This window comes from Methylobacterium sp. J-068 (assembly GCF_022829445.1).
Classification (GTDB): Bacteria; Pseudomonadota; Alphaproteobacteria; order Rhizobiales; family Beijerinckiaceae; genus Methylobacterium.
Genome location: NZ_JAKSXY010000122.1, coordinates 167,973 through 194,130, shown reverse-complemented (window position 1 = coordinate 194,130; position 26,158 = coordinate 167,973). Strand labels below are relative to the sequence as shown.

Sequence of the window (26,158 nt, the reverse complement as noted above, 5' to 3'; positions counted from 1 at the left end):
CGCTGGGGACAGCGATGGCTCGATGAGCAATGTTCAACCGCTGCGCGATGCCGCGGCCATTGTGCTCGGAAATGGAAGAATTTCGTTCTTCAGCAGATGTGTCGGCAGGCTGGTCCGTTGATCAATGAAAGCGAGATTCGCTCTCGTCATCGAGCAATATAGAGCTTCGCCGTTGCGCCGTCGAGATTGAAGATCGTGGGTTTTCGCGGGGCGTCGGCATATTTCGGCGCGGATCGCCCGCCGGGGACGCTTTCGATCCTGGACCTCGTGCGGCGCGACGACCGCGCGTTTCCGGGCCCGCAGGGCAGGCCTTCCCATCCCGTGCCGAATCCTTACGCGAAGTGCGGGCCTCGCCGGATTCGCGGGTGCGTTCCGCGCGCGCGGCCGCGGGTGGCTTTGCGCCTACTCGTCCTCGCCGAACTTGTTCGCGAGAAGATCGCTGATCGCCGTCATGCAGGCCTCGGCGTCGCTCCCCGAGGTCACCACCGCGATCGAGGTCCCCTGCGCGGCGCCGAGCGTCAGCAGGCCCATGATCGAGCGGCCGCCCACCGTCTCGCCGGAGCGGGTCACGGTGACGACGGCGTCGTGGCGCTCGACCGTCTGGACGAACTTCGCCGAGGCCCGGGCATGGAGGCCGCGCCGGTTGATGATGGGCAGGACCTGGATCAGCCCGCCCTCGGGCACCGGGGGCAGGGCGTCTTCGGCGTCGTAATCGTCGTCGCTCATGGGCGTTGGCCGTTCCCTCGCTGGCACCCCGCGCCGCTTCGCGCGGCATCGGCAGGCCCGCCCGTCGAGCGGAACCGTCGATTGCCTGTAAGCCGTGGCGGGAACGGAGGAAAGGCTATTTGCCGGCCAGCACGCGCGAGGCGACGTTGATGTATTTCCGGCCGGCCTCCTGCGCGTGCAGGACGGCATCGCCGAGAGGCTCGGCGTCGCGCACGCTGGCGAGCTTGATCAGCATCGGCAGGTTGATGCCCGCCACCACCTCGACCTGTCCGCCATTCATGCAGGAGAGGGCGAGATTCGAAGGCGTGCCCCCGAACATGTCGGTGAGCACGACCACGCCATTACCGGAATTCACGCGGCCGACGGCCGTCATGATGTCGAGCCGGCGCAGCTCCATATCGTCCTCGGGACCGATGGTGATGGTCTCGATCTGCTTCTGCGGCCCGACGACGTGTTCAAGGGCAGCCTTGAATTCCGTCGCCAGCAGGCCGTGGGTGACGAGCACCATTCCAATCATCGACGCGGGTTCCAACGCCTTGTGAGCGGAGCCGCCATTTTGTGCAGCGCAAGGTCGAGCGCAAGGTGATTGCGACGTTTTGTGTGCTCGAACGTCATCATCATGCCACGGTGGTGGCCCCGGCGCTACGGTCCCGGACCCGGCGGCAGCGTCAGAACGGGACGGTGCGTCCCGCGCGCCACGCCGGGGCAGGCAGACAGCGCGTCGAGGGCGAGGCGAGGGCCGAGGCCGGCGTGCAGGAGCGCCCGGTCGAGGAGCAGGCCCGGCAGGGGAAGCCCGAGCAGCGTCACGGCCGGCATGGCCGCCTCGGGCAGGCGCGGGAGCCCGTCCACGAGGTCGACGACGAGGCGCAGGGGCGCCGAGGGCAGGGCGGCCGCGACCGGAAGGATGCCGAGGCCCCGGACCTCGATGCGGGCGCCCAGCGCCGGATGCGGCCGGGCCACGACCTCCCCGGCCTCGCACGCGAGCCGGATGGCATCGTCGCCCACGAGGCCCGCAGGCAGGCCGAGCAGGGCCGCCCGGTCGAGGAGGAGCAGCGCGAGGGTCGACTTGCCCGCCCCCGAGGCGCCCCGGATCAGGATTCCGGCGCCGTCGATCGCGACGCAGCTGGCGTGGATCGTGTCCTCTGCGCGGTTCGTGCGGGTGGTCATGCCCGCTGGGTCAGCGCGTGACGGCGGGTAGCCGCACGATGAAGCGGGCGCCGCGCACCGTGGGTTCGCCCTCCTCGTCGGCCGGGCCCGGCCGGTTCTCCGCCCGGATCGTGCCCCGATGGGCCTGGACGATCTGGCGCGAGATCGAGAGGCCGAGGCCGGAATTCTGGCCGAAGCCCTGTTCCGGACGGTCGGTGTAGAAGCGCTCGAAGATCCGCTCCAGGGCGTGCTCGGGAATGCCCGGCCCCTCGTCCTCGACGATCAGCTCCACGTCGTTGCGCACCCGGCGCAGGGCGACGCGCACCTTGGCGTCGGGGGGCGAGAACGAGCGGGCATTGTCGAGGAGGTTGTTCACCACCTGGCCGAGGCGGCTGTCGTGCCCGAAGATCGTCAGGGGCGATTCGCCCTCGCCGGCCGGCGCGTCGACGTCGAACTGGATCGGCGCGTCCTTTGCCCTGCGGCGCTCGTTGGCCACCGAGACCACCGTGGTCATCAGCTTGCGCATGTCGACGCGCCGCGCCTCCGCGCGGGCGAGTTCCGCGTCGAGGCGCGAAGCGTCGGAGATGTCGGAGATCAGCCGGTCGAGGCGCTTCACGTCGTGCTGGATGATCGCCAGCAGGCGCGAGCGCGAATCGTCGGATTTCGCGAGCGGCAGGGTCTCGACGGCGCTGCGCAGCGAGGTCAGCGGGTTCTTCAATTCGTGGCTGACATCGGCCGCGAAGCTCTCGATCGCGTCGATGCGGCGGTAGAGGGCCTGGGTCATGTCGCGTAAGGCCCCCGAGAGGTGGCCGATTTCGTCGGTGCGCCCGGTGAAGTCGGGAATCTCCTCGCGCGACTTGATGCCGAGCCGCACCTTCTCGGCGGCATCCGCGAGGCGCCGTACCGGCCCCGCGATGGCGCCGGCGAGGAGGATCGACAGGACCAGCATCACGGCGGCGGCGATGAGGAAGACCTGGAGCAGGCCGAAGCGCTCCGAGGCGATGACCCGGTCGATGTCGCCCCCTTGCGTCGAGAGCATCAGGGCGCCGCGCACCGAACTCGCGCGCTGGATCGGCACCGCCACGGAGACGATGGTCTCGCCGGCCGGATTCCGGCGCACGATGGTGCCGCGCGCGCCGCCGAGCGCCACCTGCACCTCCTTCAGGCCGTGGCCGCTCGCGGGGCCGATCTCCTCGGAGGCACTCGACGGCACCTGCCGGCCCCCGAACTTCGATTGCAGGAAGTCCCAGACCTGCTCCAGCAGGGTGCGCTTGCGGGGGCGCACGTCCGGGTCGCTGCGGCTCATCTCGCCCCGCGCCGAGAGGGTGCGGGTGTCGAACAGCAGGCCGCCCTCCTGGTCGTAGACCCGGGCGCGGTTGCCGGTGGGCGTGATCAGGCGGCGCAGGAGCGGGGCCACCCGCTCCGGGTTCAGCGAGAAGGTGAGGGGGGAGGAGGGCTTGTCCTCGCCCTCGCCGGCCTGAAGCTGAAGGAGCTGGTCCGGATCGATCCGGATCGCGTCGGTCTCGACCGAGGCCGAGGACGCGATGGCGCCGGCGATGATCTCGCCCTGGATCAGCAGGCTCTGCACCCGCGCCTGGATCAGCCCCTGCCGGAACTGGTTCAGGTAGAGGAACCCGAACAGCAGCGCGATGAGCCCGACGAGGTTGAGCACGACGATGCGCCGGGTCAGGCTCGACGAGGCGCGCTGTCCGATGCCGTTCCAGATCTGGCGCGGCCAGTCGAGCATGCCGCGCGAAGGGATCTCGGCTTGGTCTGTTGTGGCCACGATCGTCCGGGTGTGTGGGGAGGCGCGGGCTTGGCGGAAGGGGCCGCTCAGCTTTCCTTGAAGCGGTACCCGACGCCGTACAGCGTCTCGATCATGTCGAAGTTGGTGTCGGTCACCTTGAACTTCTTGCGCAGCCGTTTGATGTGGCTGTCGATGGTGCGGTCGTCCACGTAGACCTGATCGTCGTAGGCCGCGTCCATCAGGGCGTTGCGGCTCTTCACGACGCCGGGGCGGTGGGCGAGCGCCTGCAGGATCAAGAACTCCGTCACCGTCAGGGTCACGGGCTCGCCCTTCCAGGTGCAGGTGTGGCGCTCCGGGTCCATCATCAGCAGGCCGCGCTCCAGGGAGCGGGCGGCGGCGTCGGCCTCGCGCGCGGCGGCGCCGGGGCCGTCCTTCGGGGCGAAGCGGCGCAGCACCGCTTTCACGCGCTCGACCAGCAGGCGCTGCGAGAACGGCTTATGGATGAAGTCGTCCGCGCCCATCTTGAGGCCGAACAGCTCGTCGATCTCCTCGTCCTTCGAGGTCAGGAAGATCACCGGGAGGTCGGATTTCTGCCGCAGACGCCTGAGAAGCTCCATCCCGTCCATGCGCGGCATCTTGATGTCGAAGATCGCGAGATCGGGCGGGGAATGCTTCAGCCCGTCCAGCGCCGAGGCACCGTCGGTATAGGTCTGGATGCGGTAGCCTTCCGTTTCGAGCGCGATCGAGACGGAGGTGAGGATGTTTCGGTCGTCGTCCACGAGGGCGATGGTCGGCATGCGCGTGTCCTGTTGCTCGGATGCGGCTCGGCGGACGTCTGACGGCGCCCGCCTCTCCGCATCCCACCCCGATTCGCCGTCGCGGACGGCACGTCAGGATCGGCAAAAACGCGGTGGCGACCGTGCCGGAGGGCGGGCCGCGTTCGCGCGGAGAGTCAGGCTGTGTAATGGCAATGTGCAATAAAAGCGAGCGACCCTCGGTCGTTCGTGCGTTTGGCGCTTGACTGAGGCCAACGGGCCGCACTCCCGTCCCCTCGTGCGGAGCCTCGATCCATCGCTATGATCCCCCGGCTGAACGCGGCCTGAGCGCCGCATGCCGATCACGATTCAGGCGATCACGATTGCGGGGGGACCATCATGGCCGAGGGCGAGACCAATACGGGGTCGGAGCGGCGCGGACCGGCGGTGCCGCTGCCGGCGGCGGAGGCGCCCTTCGACGCGATCGGGCTGGCCCGGCACCTCCTGCGCTCGATCCGCTCCGGGGCGCTGGCCACCCTCGACCCGGAGGACGGCACGCCCTTCGTCTCGCTGGTCACCATCGCCACGGATGTCGACGGCACGCCCCTGATGCTGCTCTCGCGGCTCTCGGCGCATACGCGCAACCTGCTGAAGGACCCGCGCGCCTCGCTGCTGTTCAGCGCCGGCGGCAAGGGCGACCCCCTCGCGCATCCGCGCCTCACCGTGACGGGGCGGGTGGCGCAGACGGCCGAGCCGCGCGCCCGCGCCCGCTTCATCGCCCGGCATCCGAAATCGAAGCTCTACGCGGATTTCCCGGATTTTGGGTTCTTCGGTCTGGAGCCGGCGGCCGGGCACCTGAACGGAGGCTTCGCCAAGGCCGCCGTGCTGACCGCGGACGAGTTGCGCCTCGACCTGACGGGCGCCGAGGCCCTGGTGGCGGGCGAGGCCGGCGCCGTCGAGCACATGAACGCGGATCACGCCGACGCGCTCGCGCTCTACGCCGTGGCCTCCGGCGCCGAGCCGGGCCCGTGGCGCCTCACCGGCCTCGACCCCGAAGGCATGGACCTCCTCACCGGCGACCGGACCGTGCGGGTGCTCTACCCGGAGCCAGTCCGCGAGATGGGCGCGCTGCGCAAGGTTCTCGTGACGATGGCGGCCGAGGCGCGCAAGGGCGGCGCCCCCGAGCCGGGATAGGGGAGCCGCGCGCGACACGATCCCGCCGAGCCCCGGGACAACCCCGTCCCGCCCCGCGCTTGGCGCGGGGGACGGGCGCTGCTATCTGCGGCGTTCCAGTTTTTCAGCCCTTATGACCGTGCGCCGGGTCCGTCCCCTGACGGCGGGCCGCGCGCGCCGGAGATCGCAGCCTCGATGACCACGTCCCCCATCGACAACATCCGCAACTTTTCCATCGTCGCGCATATCGACCACGGCAAATCGACCCTCGCCGACCGCCTGATCCAGACCACCGGCACGGTGGCGCTTCGCGACATGAGCGAACAGATGCTCGACTCGATGGACATCGAGAAGGAGCGCGGCATCACCATCAAGGCGCAGACCGTGCGCCTGGAGTACAAGGCTGAGGACGGGAAGGACTACATCCTCAACCTGATGGACACGCCGGGCCACGTCGACTTCGCCTACGAGGTCTCGCGGTCGCTCGCCGCCTGCGAGGGCTCGCTCTTGGTGGTCGACGCGTCGCAGGGCGTCGAGGCGCAGACGCTGGCCAACGTCTACCAGGCGCTCGACGCCAACCACGAGATCGTCCCCGTCCTCAACAAGATCGACCTGCCGGCCGCCGAGCCCGAGCGCATCCGCGCCCAGATCGAGGAGGTGATCGGCATCGACGCCTCCGACGCCGTGGCGATCTCGGCGAAAAGCGGCCTGAACATCGAGGCGGTTCTGGAGGCCATCGTCACCCGCCTGCCGCCGCCCAAGGGCGACCGCGACGCGCCCCTCAAGGCCCTGCTGGTGGATAGCTGGTACGACGTCTATCTCGGCGTCGTCGTGCTGGTGCGCATCGTCGACGGCGTGCTCAAGAAGGGCATGAACATCCGCATGATGCGGGCCGACGCCGTGCACGGCGTCGACAAGATCGGCGTGTTCCGGCCCAAGATGGCCGATATCGGCGAACTCGGCCCCGGCGAGGTCGGCTTCTTCACGGGCTCGATCAAGGAGGTCGCCGACACCCGCGTCGGCGACACGCTCACCGAGGACAAGCGCCCCTGCAAGGAGATGCTGGCGGGCTTCAAGGACGTGCAGTCCGTGGTGTTCTGCGGGCTCTTCCCGGTCGATGCGGCCGAGTTCGAGACCCTGCGCAGCGCCATGAGCAAGCTGCGCCTCAACGACGCGAGCTTCTCCTACGAGATGGAGACCTCGGCCGCGCTGGGCTTCGGCTTCCGCTGCGGCTTCCTCGGGCTCCTCCACCTCGAGATCATCCAGGAGCGCCTGGAGCGCGAGTTCAACCTCGACCTCATCTCGACGGCGCCCTCCGTCGTCTACCGCCTGCAGATGACCGACGGGACGATCAAGGAACTCCACAACCCGGCCGACATGCCGGACGTGATGAAGATCACCGCCATCGAGGAGCCGTGGATCCGCGCCACGATCCTCACGCCGGACGAGTATCTCGGCGGCGTGCTGAAGCTGTGCCAGGACCGGCGCGGCACCCAGGTCGACCTCAACTACGTGGGAAAACGCGCCATGGTCGTCTACGACCTGCCGCTCAACGAGGTGGTGTTCGATTTCTACGACCGCCTGAAGTCGATCTCCAAGGGCTATGCTTCGTTCGACTATCACATCTCCGACTACCGTGAGGGCGACCTCGTGAAGATGTCGATCCTCGTCAATGCCGAGCCCGTGGACGCCCTGTCCATGCTCGTCCACCGCACCCGCGCCGAGCATCGCGGCCGGGCCATGTGCGAGAAGCTGAAGGACCTCATCCCCCGCCACCTGTTCCAGATCCCGGTCCAGGCGGCTCTGGGCGGCAAGATCATCGCCCGCGAGACCATCAAGGCCCTCTCCAAGGACGTCACCGCCAAGTGCTACGGCGGCGACATCTCGCGCAAGCGGAAGCTTCTGGACAAGCAGAAGGAGGGCAAGAAAAAGATGCGCCAGTTCGGCAAGGTCGAGATCCCGCAGGAGGCTTTCATCGCCGCCCTGAAGATGGACGATTGATCCGTCTCATACTGTTTCGGCCTGATCAGTTCGGTGATGAGGGGACCCGTCGCGTCTGATCGTCCCGAAGGGATCAACCGAAACCGGTCTTAGATGGGGTGCGGCTCGCCGATCAGGAGCCGGAGCGGGCGCGCCAGCTTCTTCGAGAGGCGGCCGACCGGCTCGACGGTGACGTCCTCGGCACTCGCCGCCTCGACGATGGCGAGCGCCACCGCCTCGGAACTCGTCAGCACGGCATAGACGCGCAGGGCCTCGCGCCGGCGCTGCGCCGCGACGAGGAAGACCTGCTGCTTCGCGGCGCGGTGCGCCGTGGGTGGGCTCTTGGCGGGGGAACGCTCCGCAGGAGGACGCTTGGCAGGCGGGCTCTTCTTGGCAGGAGGATGCTTGGCAGGTTGGCGCTTGGCGCCTTGTGTCTTGGCGCCTTGCGTCTTGGCGACATGCCCCTTCGCGACATGCCCCTTGGCGGATTCGGCTTTGGCCTTGATCTTCTTCGGTGCGGCTGTGGCCTTGATCGCGGACGGCACGGGCGGAACCTATTTCCCAGCGGAACGGGACGGTGAGGAGGTCGGCGGTGCCGACCGGCGGTCGTTGACGGCATCCGCACCGAAGCGACGGCATCTCATGGCCAACGCTCCAAAACACAACCGAGGTCCGCCCCAAAGCGCAAAGTCCGACGATCGCCGCCGCGCAGGACGCCAGCGGACGGGCTGGCGCGAAGCTCCGGGGGAGACCGTTCGTCGGGGAGGGCCGGTCCCCGGGATCAGGCCCGCGCGGCAATCCGGACCGTGCCGCGTCCGGCAGCCTTGGCGGCATACAGGGCGGCGTCGGCCCTGAGGAAGAGGTCGGCCGGTGTCGAGTGTCCCATCTGCGCGATCCCCACGGAGGCACCGAACCGAAGGCACTCGCTCCCATGCGTCAAAGGCGCGCGCATCGCCGCGACGATCCGTTGACCGAGCGCCTCGCAGAGGACACCCTCCGGATCGTCCCGGATCAGGACGGCGAATTCGTCTCCGCCGATACGGGCGACGAGGTCCGCGTCGCGGCAGGTTTCGCCGAGGCGTCGTGCCGCCTCCCGCAGGCAGGCGTCGCCCACGGGGTGACCGTGGGTGTCGTTGATCCCCTTGAAGCCGTCGAGGTCGACGAGCAGGAGGCCGTCGGATGCCCGGACGTTCTCCAGGTGGGATTGGAACACGGCGCGGTTCGCCAACCCGGTCATGACGTCGAATTCCGCCAGGTAACGCGTGCGGTCGGCATGCAGCTTCTCGACGGTGATGTCCTGCTTCAGGCCGAAGATGCGCACCGGCACCCGGTTCCGGCATTCCACCGTCGCGGTGATCCGAATCCACCGGCGGCCGCCGCGTCGGCCGACGATCTCGGTGTCGAGCGCGAAGCTCGATTGGCGTGCGATGGCATCGGCCCGCACCGCGACGAGCGTCCGCCGGGCGTCCTCGGTGTAGCAGTCCAGGGTTTCCGACCGGGTCGGCACCGAACCGCGCGGAAATTCGAAGATGTCGTAGACGCCGCCGCTCCATCGGAGGGTCTCGCTCGGCAGATCGCACTCCCAGAGGCCGATCTGCGCGGCCGACGAGGCCTGCTCGAAGACGGTCCGATCATGCGCCAGGGCGTCGGCTTGGGATCGGATCAGCGCGGCCTGAGCGCGGACGATTTCCGCTCGTGCGGCGGATTCGGCCCGCAATCCGCGAATGATCGCGGCATCGCTCGCTTGCCGGATGGCGGCCGCATCCATCACGCGGTGAGCGAGGTGAACCGCCGCCAGAGGCAGGCCGAGCGGTCCGGCGCGCACGGGGGCAGGTCCAGGGAGGCTCGCGCCGGGCGAAGGTTCGCCCGCGCGCAGGGAAGCGTCCTCGAAACCATCGGACGTCGTCAGCAAGACCTCCCACGCACAAGAAACCGTTTCGCAATCCTGAGTGGATCGAGGTTAAGAAAACGGTCGTTGCGTGCCGATTACTGGGCGGGCTTGTCCTCGTCCGGGAGATCGGTCTTGTCGGCCGGCGGCTCGGCGCTCGCCATGGCCCTGCGCTCCAGCATCGGCTGCAGGCGCGCGGCGAGTTCCTGACCGAGATGGCGGGTGTAAGCGTTCTGGAAGTAGCGGGCTCCGGTGCCGCGCCCGTACAGGCGATCATGCGCCTGGATCATCGCGTCGACTTCCGGCCGGCAGAGGAAGCCCGTGACGCCGGCCGCCTCGTACCAATGGCCCGCGCGCGCATGACGGGTGGCGGTGGGGTTCGACAGCACGGTTTCGGCGAAGCAATCCGTCGCCGCTCTCTCCAGGGGCGACATCACCGCGTGCGGCTGAACCGGATTGCGCCCGGCGGCTTCCGCCACGCTGCCCAATCCGAACATCGTCACGAACGCGCCGAACAGCAAAGCCTTCATCGTGGGAAGCCCCGTGCGAAATCAATTTCGATTCGCTCCGAGTATTCACCGCGGATTTCGTTCGGAGAAGGGCAGAATCCCGCGTCGCGCGCGCCACAATCGCGATCCTGCCGGATAGTGGCGAGCCCACAACAGGGGCCGGCTCAGCCCCGGCGCTCGGCGTTCCAGCGGCCGCTGCAAGAGATCACGCCGGTCGTGGTCCAGGTGCCGTTGCCCGTTCCCTGACGGCCGAGCCGTCCCACCACGTCGGCGGAATCGTTGCCGCGCGCGATCACGGCCCGCACCGCTCCCGACGGCGAGACGCGGCCGTTGATGTTAAAGTCGCCTCCCGCGTAGCTCGCCTCTCCGCGACGGATCTGCACGCCGTAGCGGTAGGCCCGGTCGCAGGGGCCGTCCAGGGTCACGACCTCGATGCTCCAGGCCCCGTCGTAGCGGTTCGGGACCTTGACCTTCTTCTTGGCGGCATCCGCGGCCTCGATGGAAGCGGTGAGAAGAGCGAGGGTGGTCGCCGCTAAGGCTGCGCGTCGCATGGTTTTCCGTTCGAACTGATGGTCTCGACTGGGCCGAGAACGAACGGGACGCCGATCGGTTTCCCGATCATGCACCCGTCGCGTGCGCCAGCGCTCCCGTCAGCAGCGTCAGGACGTCGCCGCCCGCCTGGAGGTAGGCGTCCACGCCCGCCTCCGTCAGGGCCTCGCTCAGCTCGCCCGGCCGGCCGGCGAGATAAAGCTGCGCGACGCCCGCCGCCTTCAGGGACCGGGCGGCCTCCACCGCCTGCGTCGCATAGATCGCGTCCGACGAGCACAGGCAGGCGATCCGCGCGCCCGACGCCCGGAAGGCCTCGGCCAGAGCGGCGGCGTCCGAGAAGCCCTCCTGGTTCACGGCTTCGATGCCACCCGCCGCGAAGGTGTTGGCGGCGAAGGTCGAGCGCGCGTTGAAGGACGCCACGGGACCGAGATTGGCGAGAAACACCACCGGTCGCCGGCCCGTCTCGGCCAGGGTGACGTCCGACGCGTCGCGCAGGGCCTCGTAGGGTTCGGCCAGACGCAGCGAGGGCAGCGGCTCGCAGGTCAGTGCCGCGCCGCTGCCGAAACCGCCGGCGGGCGGCGCCGCGACGACCGGGACGTCCAGCACGGTCACGGGCTTCTCGGCGAGGTACGGAAATTCGCTGGCGCCGGTGATCGCCTCGCGCCGCGTGGCGACGTTCTTCGCGCGCGTGGCCCGGGTGGCGGCGATGCGCCCCTGAAGCGCTCCCGAGCGGAGGCTGGCGACGATGCCCCCCTCGCGCTCGATCTCCTGGAAGCCCGCCCAGGCGGCTTGCGCGAGTTCTTCGGTGAGGGTCTCGAAGCTGCCGGCCCCCGCCGCCGGATCGGCGACGCGGGCGAGGTTCGATTCCTCGATCAGTACGATCTGGCTGTTGCGCACCACCCGGCGGGCGAAGGCGTCGGCGAGGCCGAGTGCGGCCGTGTAGGGCAGGGCGGTCACCGAATCCGCGCCGCCGAGGCCGGCCGAGCAGGCCGCCATGGAGGTTCGCAGGATGTTCACGAAGGGGTCGCGCCGATTCATCATCCGCCAGGCGGTCTCAGCATGCAGGCGCAACGGTCTCGGCGCGAGGCCGCAGGCCGATTCGACCCGGCCCCAGAGCCGCCGCATGGCCCGGAACTTGGCGATGGTGAGGAACTCGTCGGCATCCGCCGTGAGCAGCACCGAAACGGCGTCGCGGGCGCGCTCGACGGCGTGACCGCCGGTCTCCAGCGCGCGCAGGTAGGCCACGGCCGTCGCGAGGGTCGCGGCGAGCTCGGCCGCCTCGCTGGCGCCCGCCTCGTGATAGGGGCGCCCATCGGCGAGGCAGGCCCGGCCGGTGAAGCCCAGGGCATCGAAATCCGTCAGGATGCGGGCGATCTCGGCGCCATGATCTTCCGCGAGGGTGCCGGTCCGGGCGAGGACGCTGATCGGATCGAGGCCGAGATCGAGGTCGAGCCCTTTCAAGGTCTCGCCGCGCGCCGCGACCACGTCCTTGATCAGGTTCGCGGCCTCGATTCCGCGCGCACCGGCATCGAGGCGGGTGGCGATGAGCGGCAGCATGACGTTGCCGAGGGCGGCGTCGAGATCGGCCGCGTTCGTCGCGGCGAGGCCGTGGCCCCGGGCGGCGTGAGCACCGGCGAAGACGAGGACGAGTGCGTCGGCGCCACCCTCGAGGTCCGCCAGGGCGAGGTCGCTGGCCGCCGTTCCGTCCGGATGATCGACCCGCTGGGAGATGCGCCACGGGCCCGGCGCCCGAACGGGCTGCGCCACCGGGGGCGACTTCTCGTAGAGGGGCTCGATGCGGATGCCGTCGGCGGTCTTCGAGACCAGCCGCTTCTCGAAGTCGCCGCCCTTCAGCACACCGTCGACGAGGCCGAGCCAGCGCTCGCGGGTCGCGGGCGGGAACAGGTCGGCGAGGGGACGGTCTTCCATCGGGTCGGGCCTCCGCATTGGCTCTCATGCGCCGGCCCGGGAGAGCCGGTGCGCCGGCCCGAAGAGAGCCGGCATCGATTTCCGGACAGCCCTTGCACGGCGCCGCTCGCGGACGCAATCGTCCCTTCGGCCTGTATTATGTATCCCGGCGCGGACGCGCGCCGGGCCCGGGGCGAAGACGCTCAGCCGAAGATGATCAGGCCCGCGAAGCCGAGGGATCCGACGATGATGCGCCACCAGGCGAACAGCCGGAACCCGTGCGAGGCGACGTAGTCGAGGACCGTGCGCACCACGATGAAAGCCGAGATGAAGGCCACGATGAAGCCGATGACGATCAGCCCGGCATCGTCCTTCGAGAGGTTCTTGTAATTGTCGAGCAGGTCCTTGGCGAAGGCGCCCGCCATGGTGGGGATCGCGAGGTAGAACGAGAACTCGGTGGCCGAGCGCTTGTCGGCGCCCATCAGCATGGCGCCCACGATGGTGGCGCCCGAGCGCGAGACGCCGGGGATCATCGCGAGGCACTGGAAAAAGCCGATCTTCAGGTCCATCGGCAGGGTGAAGTCGAAGACGTCGCGCTTCTTCACCTCGAGGTCGGTGTCGTCGAGGACGAGGAGCACCAGGCCGCCGGCCACCAGGGTCGCGCACACGATCCAGGGATTGAAGAGGTAGAACTTGATGTATTTCGAGAAGAGGCCGCCGATGATCGCCGCCGGCAGGAACGCCAGCAGGATGCCGGCCACGAAGCGGCGGGCCTTCGGGTCGTTGGGCAGGGAGAGCGTGATGCCGAGGAGCCGGCGGAAATACACCGCCAGGATCGCCAGGATCGCTCCGAGCTGGATCAGCACCTCGAAGGTGTTGTTGGGCGACTGAAAGCCGATGAAGTGGCCGACGAGAAGCTGGTGCCCGGTGGACGAGACGGGGATGAACTCGGTCGCCCCCTCCACCACGGCGAGCACGACCGCCTTCGCGATGCCCATCGCATCCATCATCACTTCGCCTCGACGGTTTGGAATCTCGAAAGGCCCGGCGGCAGCACGGCCCGGGGCCGCTCCGTCATCCGGGACGCGGCCCTCGTGGATCGAACGTGATCCATCAAGGTTGACGGATGGTTATCGCGTTCGGTCCGCGCGTGTTAATGAGGCGGCAATGATCGGGCAATAAGTCTCGTCCGGCCGACCATCCCCGCAGGGCGACGATGCGGTTCGTCCCCCGGCACTCTTTCCCCGTTCGAAACGGCCTCGATGGCGACGCTCTACCACTCCCCCTTCTGCCCGCATTCCCGCTTCATCCGTCTCGTCCTGTCCGAGATGGGCATGGAGCCGACGCTGATGGAGGAGCGCCCCTGGGACCGGCGCGAGGCCTTCCTGCTGATCAATCCGGCCGGGACCACGCCGGTGCTCGTGGAGCAGACCGGCCTCGCCGTGCCGGGCGCCGGCATCATCGCCGAATATCTCGACGAGACGCGCGGGCTCGGCCTCAGCGGGCGGCGCCTCCTGCCCGAGACCACGGCCGCGCGCGTCGAGGTCCGCCGCCTGCTCGACTGGTTCCTCGTCAAGTTCAACGCGGAGGTGACCGAGTACCTCGTCACCGAGAAGATCTCGAAGCGCTTCATGAACAGCGCCAATGGCGGCGGCCCGCCGGACATGCACGCCATTCGCGCGGCGCGCACCAACGTGCGCTACCACATGAAGTATATCGGCTACCTCATGTCCCGCCGGAAATGGCTGGCGGGCGACCATCTGACCTATGCGGATCTCGCGGCGGCGGCCCACCTCTCCTGCGTGGATTATCTCGGCGACGTGCCATGGGACGAGGACGAGACGGCGAGGGACTGGTACGCGCGGGTGAAGTCGCGTCCGTCCTTCCGCACCCTGCTGGCGGACCGGGTGCCGGGCATGGCCCCGGCCGACCACTACGCGAACCTGGACTTCTGAACGCGCGGGTTTCCCAGGAAATCCCCCGCACGGCCCCGCGCAAGATCCTCGTCGGGGACGACCTGCGCCGGGCGGTGGACGCGCGGGCGCGCCATCTCGGCTTCGAATCGATCCGGATCACCCGGCCCGATGCCGTGCCCGAACTCCGGGCCCGTCTCCCGGCCTGGCTCGCCGCCGGCCATCACGGTTCGATGGACTGGATGCTGGAGCGGGCCGACCAGCGCGCCGACCCCGCCACCTTGTGGCCGGGTGTCCGCAGCGTCGTCGTGCTCGGGATGAATTACGGCCCGGAGCACGATCCCCTGGCGCTGCTCGCGCGGCGCGACCGGGGGGCCATCGCGGCCTATGCCCAGCGGCGCGACTACCACGAGGTGGTGAAGGGCAAGCTCAAGGAGCTCGGCGGCTACCTCTCGGCCAAGGGCGATGTCCGCGTGAAGGTCTTCGTCGACACCGCCCCGGTGATGGAGAAGCCGCTGGCCGCCGCCGCCGGCCTCGGCTGGCAGGGCAAGCACACGGTCCTGGTCTCGCGCGACCTCGGCAACTGGCTCCTGCTCGGGGCCATCTACACCTCGGCCGATCTGGAGCCGGACGCAGCCGAGACCGACCATTGCGGCTCCTGCCGGCGCTGCCTCGACATCTGCCCGACGAACGCGTTCCCCGAGCCCTATCGCCTCGATGCGCGGCGCTGCATCGCCTACCTCACCATCGAGCATGCGGGGCCGATCGCGCCGGAATTCCGCGCCGCCATCGGCAACCGGATCTTCGGCTGCGACGATTGCCTCGCGGTCTGCCCCTGGAACAAGTTCGCCGCCGTGGCGGCCGAAGGGCGGATGTCCGCGCGGGCGGATCTGGCCGCGCCGCCGCTCGCCGAGCTTGCCCGTCTCGACGACGCGGCGTTTCGCGCGCGCTTCGCCGGCACGCCGGTCAAGCGCACGGGGCGCGACCGCTTCCTGCGCAACGTGCTGATCGCCATCGGCAATTCGGGCGATCCGGCCCTGGCCGCCGAGGCCGAACGCTGCCTCGGCGATCCCGCCGCGCTGGTTCGCGGCATGGCGGTCTGGGCGCTCGGCCGCCTTCTGCCCGAGGCGCGGCTGCGGGCCCTTTTCAACGCGCACGGCTTGAGCGAAACCGACGCCCTGGTCGAAGCCGAATGGCGCTCGGCCCTGGCCATGCCCGAGACGACAGGACAGCCCCAGCCATGAACCTCTTCGTCTTCGGCCTCGGCTTCACCGCGCGCCACTTCGTCGAGCGGGCGCGCGATGGCTTCGCGGCGATCCGCGCGACGGTGACGGACCCGTCCCGCAGCGCTCCGAGCGACCTTGCCGCCCTGCGCGCCTTCGGCCCGGAGAGCGACGATCCCCGCATCGCGGCGGATCTGGCCGAGACCGACGTGCTCCTGGTCTCGGCGCCGCCCGGGCGCGCGGGCGACACGGTGCTGGCCCGCTATCGCGACGCCATCGCGCAGAGCCGCATCGGCTGGATCGGCTATCTCTCGACGATCGGCGTCTACGGCGACCACGAGGGGGCCTGGATCGACGAGGAGACCCCCGCGAGGCCGGTCAGCGCGCGTTCGCGCGGGCGCCTCGCCGTCGAGACCGACTGGTTGGCGCTCGGCGCCGAGACCGGCAAGGCGGTCCAGGTCTTCCGGCTCTCGGGGATCTACGGGCCGGGCCGCAACCCGATCGTGAAGCTGCGCGAGGGCAAGTCGCAGCGGATCATCAAGCCGGGCCAGGTCTTCAACCGCATCCACGTGGACGACATCGCCACGACACTGCTGGCCTCGATCGCGCGGCCCCGGAACGGCGCGGTCTACAACGTCACCGACGACGCGCCGACGCCCCCGCAGGTGGTCACCGAATACGCCGCGGCGCTCGCCGGCCTGCCGCTGCCGCCGGAGGTGGATTTCGAGACCGCCGACCTCAGCCCGATGGCCCGCAGCTTCTACGGCGAGAACAAGCGGGTCAGGAACCGCCGCATCCGTGAGGAACTCGGGGTCACGCTCGCCTATCCGACCTACCGGGAAGGGCTGGCCGCTTTGGTGGCGGACGCGGCCAGGGCCTAGCCGCGATGCGTGGGCTGGGAGCCGCTCAGGATCACGCCGCCCGGCGGTTCGCGGCCGGGCCGAAATGGTCGATGTAGCGGGCGGCGATCGCCGAGACCGGCAGCACCACGAACACGTCGGTGGTGCCGAACTGACGGTCCACCACCGCCCCGTCGCCGAAGGTGGCGCCGACGCGCAGGTAGCCCTTGATCAGGGGCGGCAGGGATTGCAGCGCCGCCTTCGGGTCCACGGCCTCGCGCGCGAGCCGGTCCATGGCCACGTAGTGCTCCGGCAGCGCCCGGGCGCGCCAGGGCTCGGGCGCGCGGGCATGGTGGTGGAGGAAGCTCAAGGGCAGGGCGAGGCGGTCGGGGTCGGTCCCCTCCAGGCTGGCGCAGCCGAGCATCGCGTCGATCCGATGGTGCTGGACATAGGCCCAGATGCCGGCCCAGAGCAGTTCCACCGTGCGCTTGGTCCGGTAGGGCTTGAGCACGCAGGAGCGGCCGAGTTCGAGGAAGCGCTTGCCCGGATGGGCGGCCAGCAGGGGAGCGATGTCGTACTCGCCCGCGGTGTAGAAGCCGAAATGGCGGTCGGCCGATTCCTGACGCAGCAGGCGGTAGGTGCCCACCACCTTCGGACGGGGCTTGCGGAACGGCTTGGCCTCGGTGGCGGCGTGGTCGATGACGAGGAGGTGGTCGCAGACCGCGTCGTAGCCGTCGATGTCGCGGCGCGACAGCAGGCTCATGCCGGAGGCCACCGCCGACATCTCCTCGTAGAACACCCGGTAGCGCAGGCGCTGGGCCCGCCGGATCTCGGAGACCGAGGTCGCCAGCCGGACTTCGAGGTTGCCGATGCGGCCGAGGCTCGGATCGAGGCCGGGAGCCGCGAGCGGCTTCTTCAGGCGGGGCTTGAACCGGATCGGAACGGCGCCGGGCGGGATCAGGCCACGGCCGTTGAAACCGGGAAGCCCCGCGAAACCAGGAAGTCCCGCAAACCCGGGAAGCCCCGCGAATCCGGGAAGCCCGGCATCGGCGCTCCTCTGCTTCATCCGGGCGAGGGGGGCCTGAACATGCGTCTCCCAGCCGGTGAGCCACGCTGCGGACGCATCTCGCGCGAAGTTGGGGACCATCGTCGAATCCGCCTGTCGGGCCTGCGAGGCGGGCTCCCGCTGGAGCCCTCGGCCTCACGCCTTCGGGGGATCACAACATCACGAAGCGCGCACGCTTTTATGACAGAGATTCGTCTTGGCCGACAGGGAGTTGGCGAATCGATCCGTGCCGAATCCGGCGGCTCACCGGTGGGTAGCCGCCGAAGAAATCGTTAGGTTAGACGAACTGGTTCAGGCCCGGGATCGCGCCGACGATCGGCCCCATCACGTCCTCGCCGGCCTTCTCGCGGCCATAGGCGAACAGCTCCTGGCCGAGCGGCTGCATCTGACCCATGGGCACGCCGGCCGCCATCAGCTTCTGGCCGAGCGCCATGACGCCCCCGCCCATCATGCCGCCGAGCATGCCCATCAGGCCGCCGCCGCCCTCGCCGGCATTGGATTCGGCGATCGTCGTCTCGGAGCCCGGCAGGGCGGCGAGCAGCTGGCTCACCTCGGTGGCCGGCCCTTCCTTCTGCAGGAAGGCCAGGATGTGGCCGATGGCGGTCTGTGCCGTCGCGGCATCGAGGCCGGTTCGGGTCGTGACGCGGGCGATCAACTCTTCCATCTTCGAACAACTCCAGCGCGATGCGGAGATAGTCCTTCCGGCCTTGCCGGCATGAAATCAAGGCCGGGGATGGTTCCGCTGGAAATCGGCGCGCCCGCCCGCCATAACGGTCACGGTCGAGGCGGCTTTGCCGCGATGGTTCGGGGGAGCGGTCATGCAGGGCGGCGGCGAGATCCCGGTCGACAAGATCCCGGTCGACACGATCCTGGTCGGCAAGGCGCCGATGAGGGACGGAACCCTCAAGCCCGAGGGGCTGACCCTGCGCCTGGCCAACCGCCACGGCCTCGTCGCAGGGGCCACCGGCACCGGCAAGACCGTGACCCTTCAGGTGATGGCGGAGGGCTTCTCCAATGCCGGCGTCCCGGTCTTCGCCGCCGACATCAAGGGCGACCTCTCGGGGCTGGCGGCGGCCGGTGAATCGAAGCCGGTCTTCGTCAAGCGCGCCGAGGAACTGGGCGTGCCCTACGAGCCCGACCGGTTCCCGACCGTGTTCTGGGACCTGTTCGGCGACCAGGGCCATCCGATCCGCTGCACCGTGATCGAGATGGGGCCGCTCCTGCTGGCCCGCCTGCTGGAACTGAACGACACGCAGGAGGGCGTGCTCAACATCGCCTTCCGGGTCGCCGACGACAACAAATGGCCGGTGCTGGACCTGAAGGACCTGCGCGCGCTGCTCCTCTACCTCACCGAGAACCTGAAGGCGGTCTCGGGCCAGTACGGCAACGTCTCGGCCGCCTCCGTGGGCGCGATCCAGCGTCAGCTGCTGATGCTGGAGAACCAGGGGGCGGACAGGTTCTTCGGCGAGCCGGCCCTCGACCTCAACGACTTCATGCGGGTCGACCGCGAGGGTCGGGGCATCGTCAACATCCTGGCCGCCGACAAGCTGATGCAGCGGCCGCGCCTCTACGCCTCGTTCCTGCTGTGGATGCTCTCCGAACTCTTCGAGCAGCTGCCCGAGGTCGGCGACCTCGACAAGCCGAAGCTCGTCTTCTTCTTCGACGAGGCGCACCTGCTGTTCGACGATGCGCCGAAGGCCCTCCTCGACGCGGTGGAGCAGGTGGTGCGCCTGATCCGCTCGAAGGGCGTCGGCGTCTACTTCGTGACGCAGAACCCCCTCGACGTGCCGGAATCGGTGCTCGGCCAGCTCGGCAACCGGGTGCAGCACGCCCTGCGCGCCTTCACGCCCCGCGATCAGCGCGCCGTGAAGGCCGCCGCCGAGACGTTCCGCCAGAATCCCGGCTTCGATGTCGCCAAGGCCATCACCGAACTCGGCGTCGGCGAGGCCCTGGTGAGCTTTCTGGAGGCCAAGGGCACGCCCTCGATCGTGGAACGCGCCCTGATCGCCCCGCCGCAGGGGCGCGTCGGCCCGATCACCCCGGCCGAACGGGCCGAACTGATCGCGAAAAGCCCGGTGCGCGGCAAGTACGATGAGGCCGTGGACAACGAGAGCGCCTACGAGATGCTGGCCGCCCGCAAGGGGCTCGACGCGGGCGGAACGGACGGCGCGGCCGCTCCCGAGGGCGGGATCGGCGGGATGCTCGGCGGCTGGCTTGGCGGCGTGCTGGGCACCAAGCCGGCGGGGAAAGGGCGCCGCCCCCCGCCGAGCCTCGCCGAACAGGTGCTGGGCAACGCCGCCCGCTCGATGGCGCGCAAGGTCGGCACCGAGGTCGGGAATGCGATCCTGCGCAACGTGCTGGGCGGCCTGACCAAGCGGTAGGCGCGGACCGCTGCGGCCGAAACATTGACAATTCGCACCGTCTGCGACTATCCACCTCGTCTCGCGCGACTTCCTCGACGAAGCTCGCGCGTTTCGCGTTCGCCCCCGGCTCGATCCGACGGTGCGGATGACCTGAACAAGAAGACGGCCCAGGATTCGCCGCGAGGCGCGCCGGAGGCCGGCAGAGAACACGAAGAGAGAACGATGTTCGCAGTCATCAAGACGGGCGGCAAGCAGTATCGCGTTGCCGCCAACGACACCATCACGATCGCCACCCTCGAGGGCGAGGCCGGTTCGGCCGTCACCTTCGGTGACGTGCTTTTGTTCACGAACGGCGAAGGCGCCACCCAGGTCGGCGCGCCGCTGCTCTCGGGCATCAGCGTCACCGGCGAGATCGTCAGCCACGGCCGCGACGCGAAGGTCATCGCCTTCAAGAAGCGCCGCCGCCAGAATTCCCGCCGCAAGCGGGGCCACCGGCAGCACCACACCGTGGTGCGCATCACCGGCATCAGCGCCTGACGATCCGACCTGAGATCCAAGAATTCGGAGTAACTCCCCATGGCCCATAAAAAAGCAGGCGGCTCGTCCCGCAACGGCCGCGATTCGGCCGGTCAGCGCCTCGGCGTGAAGAAGTTCGGCTCGGAAGCCGTGATTCCGGGCAACATCATCGTGCGCCAGCGCGGCACCAAGTGGCACCCCGGCACCAATGTCGGCATCGGCACGGACCACACCCTGTTCGCCAAGGTCGCCGGCCGCGTACTGTTCGAGACGAAGCGCGGCCGCGCCTTCGTCACGGTGGTTCCGGTGCAGGAAGCCGCCGAGTAGACGGTCGGTCCGAAAGCCTGCCCTGAAAACGGGCGGGCGCCATCCGTTCGAGAGACCGTCGGGGAGGATGGGCAGCCATCCTCCCTTTCGTCGTCTTGAGGTGAAGCATGCGTCCAGCCCGGCCGATCGTGATGTCCGGCCTCCTGGTCCTCGGCGGTTTGGCTCTGGTGGCCGTGTTCGCGGTCCCGCGGTTTCGGAGCACGCAGGAGCCGGCGGCGGCCACGAATCCTCCGGTCGGCGGCCCGGTCCTCTATTGCGAGTTCTACAATTTCGTCGGGCGCGCGCCCAAGGTGGGCTTCACCTTCGGGATGGTGTCCGGCGGGAGGGGCGCGGGGAACGCTGCCCCGGTCTTCACGCAGACCGATCAGATCGAGGCGGACGGAACGCGCGCCGGATTCGCTGACGCGGGCGTCGCGCCGGTCTGGTCCTTCACGGCTTTGGAGGACCCCGCGGTCCTGACCTCGCCGGACGGCGCGATCCGGATCAATCTCTACGGCTACGATCCGGCGCGCCGGGGCGCCACATGGTTCGAGGCCGGGCTGCGCAGCGTTCAATATCTCAACCTCGACGGGAAGTGCCGCCAGAGCGGCGTCTGAGCGTCGGGGCCATCTGACCATGCGGGGCTTCCCGCCGGCACCGATCGGAGCGCAAGGTAGGGCCAGTGGTCCGGCGCGCCGGGCCGAATCCACGAGACGAGCAGCACCGTGAAATTCCTCGACGAAGCCAAGGTCTATGTCCGCTCCGGCGACGGTGGTGCCGGATGCGTGGCCTTCCGGCGCGAAAAGTTCATCGAGTTCGGCGGCCCCAACGGCGGCGACGGCGGGCGCGGCGGCGACGTCTGGGTGGAGTGCGTCGACGGCCTCAACACCCTGATCGACTACCGCTACCAGCAGCATTTCAAGGCCCGGAAGGGCGAGCACGGCATGGGCTCGAACCGCCACGGGGCCAACGGCGCCGACGTGGTGCTGAAGGTGCCGGCCGGCACCGAGATCCTGGCCGAGGACGGCGAGACCCTGATCGCCGACATGACGCATGTCGGCCAGCGCGTGCGCCTCGCCAAGGGCGGCAACGGCGGATTCGGCAACGCCTACTTCACCACCTCGACCAACCGCGCGCCGAAGCACGCCAATCCGGGGCTCGAAGGCCACGAGCAGTGGATCTGGCTGCGCCTCAAGCTCATCGCCGATGCGGGCCTCGTCGGGCTGCCGAATGCCGGCAAGTCGACCTTCCTCGCCACCGTCACGGCGGCCAAGCCCAAGATCGCGGATTATCCCTTCACCACCCTGCATCCCGGCCTCGGCGTCGTCCGCTCGGACGAGCGGGAATTCGTGCTCGCCGACATTCCCGGCCTGATCGAGGGAGCGCATGACGGCGTCGGCCTCGGCGACAAGTTCCTGGCCCACGTGGAGCGCTGCCGCGTGCTGCTCCACCTCGTGGAAGCCACGAACGAGCATGCCGGCAAGACCTACAAGCTCGTCCGGCGCGAACTCGAGGCCTACGGCAACGGCCTCGACGAGAAGCCCGAGATCGTGGCGCTCTCGAAGGCCGACGTGGTCGATCCGGATACCCTGAAGGAGCAGGTCGCGCGTCTGAAGCGCGCCTCGAAGAAGAAGCCCCTGATCCTCTCCTCGGCCACCGGCCTCGGCGTCCAGGATGCGCTGCGGGCGCTGGCCCGCGAGATGGACGAGGCGAAGCTCGCCGAGGCCGAGGCGCGGCCTGCGGAAGCCTGGCAGCCGTGACCTGACGTTCTCGATAGGCGCCGGGCCCTTGTGCCGGGGGCGCTCCGTCGTCACAAGCGCCCAACCGTCCTCCCGCCGACGCTGCCGATGACCACCGAACGCCAAGCGACCCCGAATCTCCAGGACTTCCGCCGCATCGTCATCAAGGTCGGCTCGGCCCTCCTCGTCGACCGGGCGCGCGGACGCCTGCGCCATGCCTGGCTCGGCGCCCTGGCCGAGGACATCGCCGACCTTCACGCCAGTGGGGCCGACGTGCTCGTGGTCTCGTCGGGTGCCATCGCGCTCGGGCGCACGGTGCTGGGCTATCCGCCCGGAACCCTGCGCCTGGAGGAGAGCCAGGCGGCGGCGGCCGTGGGCCAGATCGCCCTGGCCCGGCACTGGTCCGAGGCGCTCGGGCATCACGGCATCGCGGCCGGGCAGATCCTGGTCACGCCGCAGGACACCGAGGAGCGCCGGCGCTACCTGAACGCGCGCGCCACGGTGCTGAAGCTCCTCGAGGTGCGCGCCGTCCCCGTGGTCAACGAGAACGACACGGTCGCCACCAGCGAGATCCGCTACGGCGACAACGACCGCCTGGCCGCGCGCGTCGCCACCATGATCGGCGCCGACGTGCTGGTGCTGTTCTCCGATATCGACGGGCTCTACACCGCCCCGCCCCACACCGACCCGAGCGCGCGGCACCTGCCGGTGATCGAGCGGATCACGCCGGAGATCGAGGCGATGGCGGGCGGGCCGGCCTCCGAGCTCTCGCGCGGGGGCATGCGCACCAAGGTCGAGGCCGCCCAGATCGCGGCGAGCGGCGGCACCCACATGATCATCGCGGACGGGCGCGAGAAGAATCCGCTGCGCACCATCCTCAGGGGCGGGCGCTGCAGCTGGTTCCTGTCCGGCTCGAACCCGGTCACCGCCCGCAAGAGCTGGATCGCCGGGTCGCTCGAGCCGCGCGGCATCCTCACTGTCGATGCCGGCGCGGCCCGCGCGCTCCAGGGCGGCGCGAGCCTGCTCCCGGTGGGTGTCACGCGGGTTCAGGGCGGCTTCGGGCGCGGCGACGCCGTGGTGATCCGGGACGAGGCCGGACGCACGCTCGGGCGTGGCCTCGTGGCCTATGACAGTGATCAGGCCCTGCGCATCATCGGGCGGCCCAGCCGCGAGATCGCGGATCTTCTGACCCATCCCGGTCGCGCCGAGATGGTGCATCGCGATGACCTCGCGATGGTTGGGGAATAGCTGATCTGTCAGCGTGAATGCTTGTTTTTGCCGCGTACACCGTGGCATGACGAGCGGGAACACAAGGCGGCCGCGTGCCTTCGCGACGGTCGCGAGGATGAACACTGTGCCCGTTCTGAATCTGCGCACCGATTTCGCACCCCCCGGTGATCTCGTCACGGAGATGAACGCCCTCGGCCGGCGCGCCCGCGCCGCCGCCCGCAAGATCGCCCTCGCGCCGGCCCAGACCAAGGACACCGCCCTGCGCCTGATCTCGGAGCGCCTGCGTGCCGAACGGGACACCATCCTGGCCGAAAACGCCCGCGACGTGGAGGCGGCCCGCGCGGCCGGCCAGACCCAGGCCCTCGTCGACCGCCTGACCCTCGACGAGGGACGGCTCAACGCCATCGCGGACGCGGTGGCCAAGATCGGGGCGCTGCCCGATCCCGTCGGACGGCAGATCGCCGCGTTCGAGCGGCCGAACGGCCTGCTCATCGAGCGCATCGCCGTGCCGCTCGGCGTCGTCGGCGTCATCTTCGAGAGCCGGCCTAACGTCACGGCGGATGCGGGTGCGCTCTGCCTCAAGGCCGGCAACGCCGCGATCCTGCGGGCGGGCTCGGACAGCCACCGTTCGGCGATGGCCATCGCGCGGACCATGCGGGCGGGGCTGGAGGCGGCCGGCCTTCCCGCCGACGCGATCCAGATCGTGCCGACCCGCGACCGCGCGGCCGTCGGCGCCATGCTGGCCGGCCTCGACGGCGGCCTCGACATCATCGTGCCGCGCGGTGGACGCGGGCTGGTGGAGCGGGTTCAGGCGGAGGCGCGCGTCCCGGTTTTCGCCCATCTCGACGGCATCTGCCACGTCTACGTGGCGGCGGGCGCCGACCTCGCCATGGCCCGCACCGTGGTCCTGAACAGCAAGATGCGGCGCACCGGCATCTGCGGCGCCGCCGAGACGCTCCTCGTCGACCGCGCCTGCGCCGAGACCCACCTCGCGCCGCTCGTGACCGCGCTGCTCGATTCCGGCTGCGCCGTTCGCGGCGACGCGGCGACGCAGGCGGTCGACGGCCGGGTGAGCGCCGCCACGGACGTGGACTGGCGCACGGAGTACCTCGACGCCATCATCGCGGTGCGGGTCGTCGACGGGCTCGACGCGGCGATCGAGCATATCGAGACCAACGGCTCGCATCACACCGACGCGATCGTCACGGACGACATGGCCGAGGCGACGCGCTTCCTGGCGGAGGTCGATTCGGCCATCGTCACGCACAACGCCTCGACCCAGTTCGCCGATGGCGGCGAGTTCGGCTTCGGCGCCGAGATCGGCATCGCCACGGGCCGCATGCACGCCCGCGGTCCGGTCGGCGTCGAGCAGCTGACGACCTTCAAGTACCGCGTCCACGGGAACGGGCAGACGCGTCCTTGACGCATCCGTCCGCGACTCTCCCGCGCCCCGATGCGGCTTGACGCATCGGGGCCGGCCCGCCTGCCCCCCGTCGTGCCCGGCCTGCGCATCGGCCTCTATGGCGGCTCCTTCAATCCGGCCCATCTCGGGCACCGGCACGTCAGCCTCGTGGCCCTGGCGCGGCTGCGCCTCGACCGGGTCTGGTGGATGGTCACGCCGGGCAACCCGCTGAAGGACCGAGGCGAACTCGCCGCCATCGAGGCGCGCGTCGCCCGCGCGAGCCGTGTCGCCGATCATCCGCGCATCGCGGTGACGGATTTCGAGTCGCGGATCGGCGCGCGCTACACCCGCCAGAGCCTGCGCTTCCTGACGCGGCGAAATCCGGGCGTGAAGTTCGTCTGGATCATGGGCGCCGACAGCCTCGCGACATTTCACCGCTGGCGGGGATTTTCCGAGATCGCGCGCCTGATGCCGATCGCGATCATCGATCGGCCGGGCTTCACCCTGACCGCGCCCGCCGCCCGCGCCGCGCGGGCGCTCGCGCGCTGGCGCATTCCCGAGTCGGACGCGGGCAGCCTCGTGGACAGGGCCGCCCCGGCCTGGGTCTTCCTGCACGGCCCCCGCTCGACCCTCTCCTCCACCGCCCTGCGGGCGAAGCCGGACGCCGCCGCATAGGTCGTGCATGGAAAAGGCAAGAGCCACGTTCCACTTCATCGCTATTCGAGGTACGGTGGCGGGATGACGATGGCGATTGCAGGAACCCAGACGCTGAACGACGCGGTCCATACCGGAGCCCCCGGCTCCGACGAATCCACCGACCGGAAGATCGACGATCTCCGGAGCCTCGCCCTCGATTGCCTCGAGGACATGAAGGCCGAAGAGACGATCGAGATCGACCTGATGGGCCGGACGTCCCTGGCCGACACCATGATCATCACCTCGGGCCGCTCGCAGCGCCATGTCGGCGCGATCGCGGACCGCGTCCTTCAGGAGATGAAGGCGAAGGGGCTCGGCACCGCCCGCGTCGAGGGCCTGCCGGCCTGCGACTGGGTGCTGATCGATGCCGGCGACATCATCGTGCACATCTTCCGTCCCGAGGTGCGGGGCTTCTACAATCTCGAGAAGATGTGGGGCGCCGACCGTCCCGTCGCCGCCCCGGCCGAGTGAGCGACGGCGCCGC

General features: G+C 69.7%; 27 protein-coding genes. 14 read left to right on the top strand and 13 right to left on the bottom strand.

Annotation, left to right across the window (positions count from 1 at the left end):
* Nucleotides 1-402 precede the first annotated feature (402 nt).
* From MKK54_RS21195 to MKK54_RS21175, 5 genes are all read right to left on the bottom strand, one after another.
* The gene (locus MKK54_RS21195) at nt 403-726 is read right to left on the bottom strand and encodes an HPr family phosphocarrier protein (protein ID WP_244013927.1); all 324 of its coding nucleotides are present in this window, start codon (nt 724-726) and stop codon (nt 403-405) included.
* 115 nt (nt 727-841) lie between these two features.
* Nucleotides 842-1,243, bottom strand: a complete 402-nt coding sequence (locus MKK54_RS21190) for a PTS sugar transporter subunit IIA (protein ID WP_244013924.1) — start codon at nt 1,241-1,243, stop codon at nt 842-844.
* A 125-nt stretch (nt 1,244-1,368) separates the two neighbouring features.
* Nucleotides 1,369-1,893 (bottom strand): HPr kinase/phosphorylase, encoded by a 525-nt coding sequence (locus tag MKK54_RS21185; RefSeq protein WP_244013922.1) that lies wholly within the window; start codon nt 1,891-1,893, stop codon nt 1,369-1,371.
* Nucleotides 1,894-1,903: 10 nt separating this feature from the next.
* Complete coding sequence (locus MKK54_RS21180; protein WP_244014626.1) at nt 1,904-3,619, bottom strand: sensor histidine kinase; 1,716 nt, start codon at nt 3,617-3,619, stop codon at nt 1,904-1,906.
* An 86-nt stretch (nt 3,620-3,705) separates the two neighbouring features.
* Nucleotides 3,706-4,416, bottom strand: a complete 711-nt coding sequence (locus MKK54_RS21175; RefSeq protein ID WP_056179384.1) for a response regulator transcription factor — start codon at nt 4,414-4,416, stop codon at nt 3,706-3,708.
* Between the two features lie 357 nt (nt 4,417-4,773).
* Here MKK54_RS21175 and MKK54_RS21170 point away from each other — a divergent pair, with 357 nt between their 5' ends.
* Complete coding sequence (locus MKK54_RS21170) at nt 4,774-5,568, top strand: HugZ family protein (protein WP_244013920.1); 795 nt, start codon at nt 4,774-4,776, stop codon at nt 5,566-5,568.
* 174 nt (nt 5,569-5,742) lie between these two features.
* A complete protein-coding gene (lepA, locus tag MKK54_RS21165; protein WP_244013918.1) occupies nt 5,743-7,548 on the top strand; it encodes a translation elongation factor 4 in 1,806 nt (601 codons plus the stop codon).
* An 89-nt stretch (nt 7,549-7,637) separates the two neighbouring features.
* Here lepA and MKK54_RS21160 read toward each other — a convergent pair whose 3' ends face one another.
* The 6 genes from MKK54_RS21160 to MKK54_RS21135 form a co-directional block, all read right to left on the bottom strand.
* Complete coding sequence (locus MKK54_RS21160; RefSeq protein WP_244013916.1) at nt 7,638-8,072, bottom strand: hypothetical protein; 435 nt, start codon at nt 8,070-8,072, stop codon at nt 7,638-7,640.
* Nucleotides 8,073-8,308: 236 nt separating this feature from the next.
* The gene (locus MKK54_RS21155) at nt 8,309-9,352 is read right to left on the bottom strand and encodes a GGDEF domain-containing protein (RefSeq protein ID WP_244013914.1); all 1,044 of its coding nucleotides are present in this window, start codon (nt 9,350-9,352) and stop codon (nt 8,309-8,311) included.
* 161 nt (nt 9,353-9,513) lie between these two features.
* The gene (locus MKK54_RS21150; protein ID WP_244014624.1) at nt 9,514-9,912 is read right to left on the bottom strand and encodes a hypothetical protein; all 399 of its coding nucleotides are present in this window, start codon (nt 9,910-9,912) and stop codon (nt 9,514-9,516) included.
* A gap of 176 nt (nt 9,913-10,088) precedes the next feature.
* Nucleotides 10,089-10,475 carry a hypothetical protein gene (locus tag MKK54_RS21145; protein WP_244013912.1) on the bottom strand — a complete coding sequence of 129 codons (387 nt, stop codon included), beginning with the start codon at nt 10,473-10,475 and terminating at the stop codon, nt 10,089-10,091.
* A gap of 67 nt (nt 10,476-10,542) precedes the next feature.
* On the bottom strand, nt 10,543-12,402 hold the full coding sequence (locus MKK54_RS21140) for a methylmalonyl-CoA mutase family protein (protein WP_244013909.1): 1,860 nt from the start codon (nt 12,400-12,402) through the stop codon (nt 10,543-10,545).
* A gap of 182 nt (nt 12,403-12,584) precedes the next feature.
* The gene (locus MKK54_RS21135; RefSeq protein ID WP_244014622.1) at nt 12,585-13,388 is read right to left on the bottom strand and encodes an undecaprenyl-diphosphate phosphatase; all 804 of its coding nucleotides are present in this window, start codon (nt 13,386-13,388) and stop codon (nt 12,585-12,587) included.
* A 255-nt stretch (nt 13,389-13,643) separates the two neighbouring features.
* Between MKK54_RS21135 and MKK54_RS21130 the strand changes: the two genes are divergently transcribed.
* The 3 genes from MKK54_RS21130 (at nt 13,644) to MKK54_RS21120 (ending at nt 16,398) form a co-directional block, all read left to right on the top strand.
* On the top strand, nt 13,644-14,336 hold the full coding sequence (locus MKK54_RS21130) for a glutathione S-transferase family protein (RefSeq protein ID WP_244013907.1): 693 nt from the start codon (nt 13,644-13,646) through the stop codon (nt 14,334-14,336).
* 74 nt (nt 14,337-14,410) lie between these two features.
* On the top strand, nt 14,411-15,538 hold the full coding sequence (queG, locus tag MKK54_RS21125; protein ID WP_313898406.1) for a tRNA epoxyqueuosine(34) reductase QueG: 1,128 nt from the start codon (nt 14,411-14,413) through the stop codon (nt 15,536-15,538).
* On the top strand, nt 15,535-16,398 hold the full coding sequence (locus MKK54_RS21120; protein ID WP_244013905.1) for an SDR family oxidoreductase: 864 nt from the start codon (nt 15,535-15,537) through the stop codon (nt 16,396-16,398). The genes queG and MKK54_RS21120 overlap by 4 nt, the downstream gene beginning before the upstream one ends.
* Nucleotides 16,399-16,429: 31 nt before the next feature.
* Here the strand turns inward: MKK54_RS21120 and MKK54_RS21115 are convergent, their stop codons facing one another.
* Both MKK54_RS21115 and MKK54_RS21110 read right to left on the bottom strand, forming a co-directional pair.
* Nucleotides 16,430-17,503: a GNAT family N-acyltransferase gene (locus MKK54_RS21115; protein WP_244013903.1), complete on the bottom strand. Its 1,074-nt coding sequence runs from the start codon at nt 17,501-17,503 to the stop codon at nt 16,430-16,432.
* A gap of 196 nt (nt 17,504-17,699) precedes the next feature.
* Nucleotides 17,700-18,086 (bottom strand): DUF2267 domain-containing protein, encoded by a 387-nt coding sequence (locus MKK54_RS21110; protein ID WP_244013901.1) that lies wholly within the window; start codon nt 18,084-18,086, stop codon nt 17,700-17,702.
* Nucleotides 18,087-18,240: 154 nt separating this feature from the next.
* On the opposite strand from MKK54_RS21110, the gene MKK54_RS21105 reads away from it, so the two are divergent.
* The 9 genes from MKK54_RS21105 to rsfS all read left to right on the top strand — a co-directional run bounded on the left by MKK54_RS21105 (nt 18,241) and on the right by rsfS (nt 26,145).
* On the top strand, nt 18,241-19,803 hold the full coding sequence (locus tag MKK54_RS21105; RefSeq protein WP_409564219.1) for a helicase HerA-like domain-containing protein: 1,563 nt from the start codon (nt 18,241-18,243) through the stop codon (nt 19,801-19,803).
* A gap of 204 nt (nt 19,804-20,007) precedes the next feature.
* Entirely contained in the window at nt 20,008-20,322 is a 315-nt protein-coding gene (gene rplU / locus MKK54_RS21100) for a 50S ribosomal protein L21 (protein WP_055947814.1), read from the top strand.
* A 39-nt stretch (nt 20,323-20,361) separates the two neighbouring features.
* The gene (gene rpmA, locus MKK54_RS21095; protein WP_244013899.1) at nt 20,362-20,628 is read left to right on the top strand and encodes a 50S ribosomal protein L27; all 267 of its coding nucleotides are present in this window, start codon (nt 20,362-20,364) and stop codon (nt 20,626-20,628) included.
* A 107-nt stretch (nt 20,629-20,735) separates the two neighbouring features.
* On the top strand, nt 20,736-21,224 hold the full coding sequence (locus tag MKK54_RS21090; RefSeq protein WP_244013896.1) for a hypothetical protein: 489 nt from the start codon (nt 20,736-20,738) through the stop codon (nt 21,222-21,224).
* A 108-nt stretch (nt 21,225-21,332) separates the two neighbouring features.
* Nucleotides 21,333-22,367 (top strand): GTPase ObgE, encoded by a 1,035-nt coding sequence (obgE, locus tag MKK54_RS21085; RefSeq protein ID WP_244013893.1) that lies wholly within the window; start codon nt 21,333-21,335, stop codon nt 22,365-22,367.
* A gap of 87 nt (nt 22,368-22,454) precedes the next feature.
* On the top strand, nt 22,455-23,594 hold the full coding sequence (proB, locus tag MKK54_RS21080) for a glutamate 5-kinase (protein WP_244013891.1): 1,140 nt from the start codon (nt 22,455-22,457) through the stop codon (nt 23,592-23,594).
* 106 nt (nt 23,595-23,700) lie between these two features.
* Entirely contained in the window at nt 23,701-24,999 is a 1,299-nt protein-coding gene (locus MKK54_RS21075; RefSeq protein WP_244013889.1) for a glutamate-5-semialdehyde dehydrogenase, read from the top strand.
* A 30-nt stretch (nt 25,000-25,029) separates the two neighbouring features.
* Nucleotides 25,030-25,653, top strand: coding sequence for a nicotinate-nucleotide adenylyltransferase (locus MKK54_RS21070; protein ID WP_244013887.1), 624 nt, complete (start codon nt 25,030-25,032; stop codon nt 25,651-25,653).
* Between the two features lie 63 nt (nt 25,654-25,716).
* Entirely contained in the window at nt 25,717-26,145 is a 429-nt protein-coding gene (rsfS, locus tag MKK54_RS21065; protein WP_244013885.1) for a ribosome silencing factor, read from the top strand.
* The last annotated feature ends 13 nt before the right edge of the window (nt 26,146-26,158 follow it).

What these genes read in the sequence shown, in the direction of transcription:
- MKK54_RS21120 (WP_244013905.1), top strand. Translation starts at nt 15,535, where the DNA reads ATGAACCTCTTCGTCTTCGGCCTCGGCTTCACCGCGCGCCACTTCGTC.
- MKK54_RS21110 (WP_244013901.1), bottom strand. Translation starts at nt 18,086, where the DNA reads ATGGAAGAGTTGATCGCCCGCGTCACGACCCGAACCGGCCTCGATGCC.
- MKK54_RS21185 (WP_244013922.1), bottom strand. Translation starts at nt 1,893, where the DNA reads ATGACCACCCGCACGAACCGCGCAGAGGACACGATCCACGCCAGCTGC.
- MKK54_RS21115 (WP_244013903.1), bottom strand. Translation starts at nt 17,503, where the DNA reads ATGGTCCCCAACTTCGCGCGAGATGCGTCCGCAGCGTGGCTCACCGGC.
- MKK54_RS21130 (WP_244013907.1), top strand. Translation starts at nt 13,644, where the DNA reads ATGGCGACGCTCTACCACTCCCCCTTCTGCCCGCATTCCCGCTTCATC.
- MKK54_RS21145 (WP_244013912.1), bottom strand. Translation starts at nt 10,475, where the DNA reads ATGCGACGCGCAGCCTTAGCGGCGACCACCCTCGCTCTTCTCACCGCT.
- proB (WP_244013891.1), top strand. Translation starts at nt 22,455, where the DNA reads ATGACCACCGAACGCCAAGCGACCCCGAATCTCCAGGACTTCCGCCGC.
- MKK54_RS21135 (WP_244014622.1), bottom strand. Translation starts at nt 13,388, where the DNA reads ATGGATGCGATGGGCATCGCGAAGGCGGTCGTGCTCGCCGTGGTGGAG.
- rplU (WP_055947814.1), top strand. Translation starts at nt 20,008, where the DNA reads ATGTTCGCAGTCATCAAGACGGGCGGCAAGCAGTATCGCGTTGCCGCC.
- MKK54_RS21150 (WP_244014624.1), bottom strand. Translation starts at nt 9,912, where the DNA reads ATGTTCGGATTGGGCAGCGTGGCGGAAGCCGCCGGGCGCAATCCGGTT.
- MKK54_RS21140 (WP_244013909.1), bottom strand. Translation starts at nt 12,402, where the DNA reads ATGGAAGACCGTCCCCTCGCCGACCTGTTCCCGCCCGCGACCCGCGAG.
- MKK54_RS21195 (WP_244013927.1), bottom strand. Translation starts at nt 726, where the DNA reads ATGAGCGACGACGATTACGACGCCGAAGACGCCCTGCCCCCGGTGCCC.
- lepA (WP_244013918.1), top strand. Translation starts at nt 5,743, where the DNA reads ATGACCACGTCCCCCATCGACAACATCCGCAACTTTTCCATCGTCGCG.
- MKK54_RS21105 (WP_409564219.1), top strand. Translation starts at nt 18,241, where the DNA reads ATGCAGGGCGGCGGCGAGATCCCGGTCGACAAGATCCCGGTCGACACG.
- rpmA (WP_244013899.1), top strand. Translation starts at nt 20,362, where the DNA reads ATGGCCCATAAAAAAGCAGGCGGCTCGTCCCGCAACGGCCGCGATTCG.
- MKK54_RS21170 (WP_244013920.1), top strand. Translation starts at nt 4,774, where the DNA reads ATGGCCGAGGGCGAGACCAATACGGGGTCGGAGCGGCGCGGACCGGCG.
- rsfS (WP_244013885.1), top strand. Translation starts at nt 25,717, where the DNA reads ATGACGATGGCGATTGCAGGAACCCAGACGCTGAACGACGCGGTCCAT.
- MKK54_RS21175 (WP_056179384.1), bottom strand. Translation starts at nt 4,416, where the DNA reads ATGCCGACCATCGCCCTCGTGGACGACGACCGAAACATCCTCACCTCC.
- MKK54_RS21070 (WP_244013887.1), top strand. Translation starts at nt 25,030, where the DNA reads ATGCGGCTTGACGCATCGGGGCCGGCCCGCCTGCCCCCCGTCGTGCCC.
- MKK54_RS21180 (WP_244014626.1), bottom strand. Translation starts at nt 3,619, where the DNA reads ATGCTCGACTGGCCGCGCCAGATCTGGAACGGCATCGGACAGCGCGCC.
- MKK54_RS21190 (WP_244013924.1), bottom strand. Translation starts at nt 1,243, where the DNA reads ATGATTGGAATGGTGCTCGTCACCCACGGCCTGCTGGCGACGGAATTC.
- MKK54_RS21090 (WP_244013896.1), top strand. Translation starts at nt 20,736, where the DNA reads ATGCGTCCAGCCCGGCCGATCGTGATGTCCGGCCTCCTGGTCCTCGGC.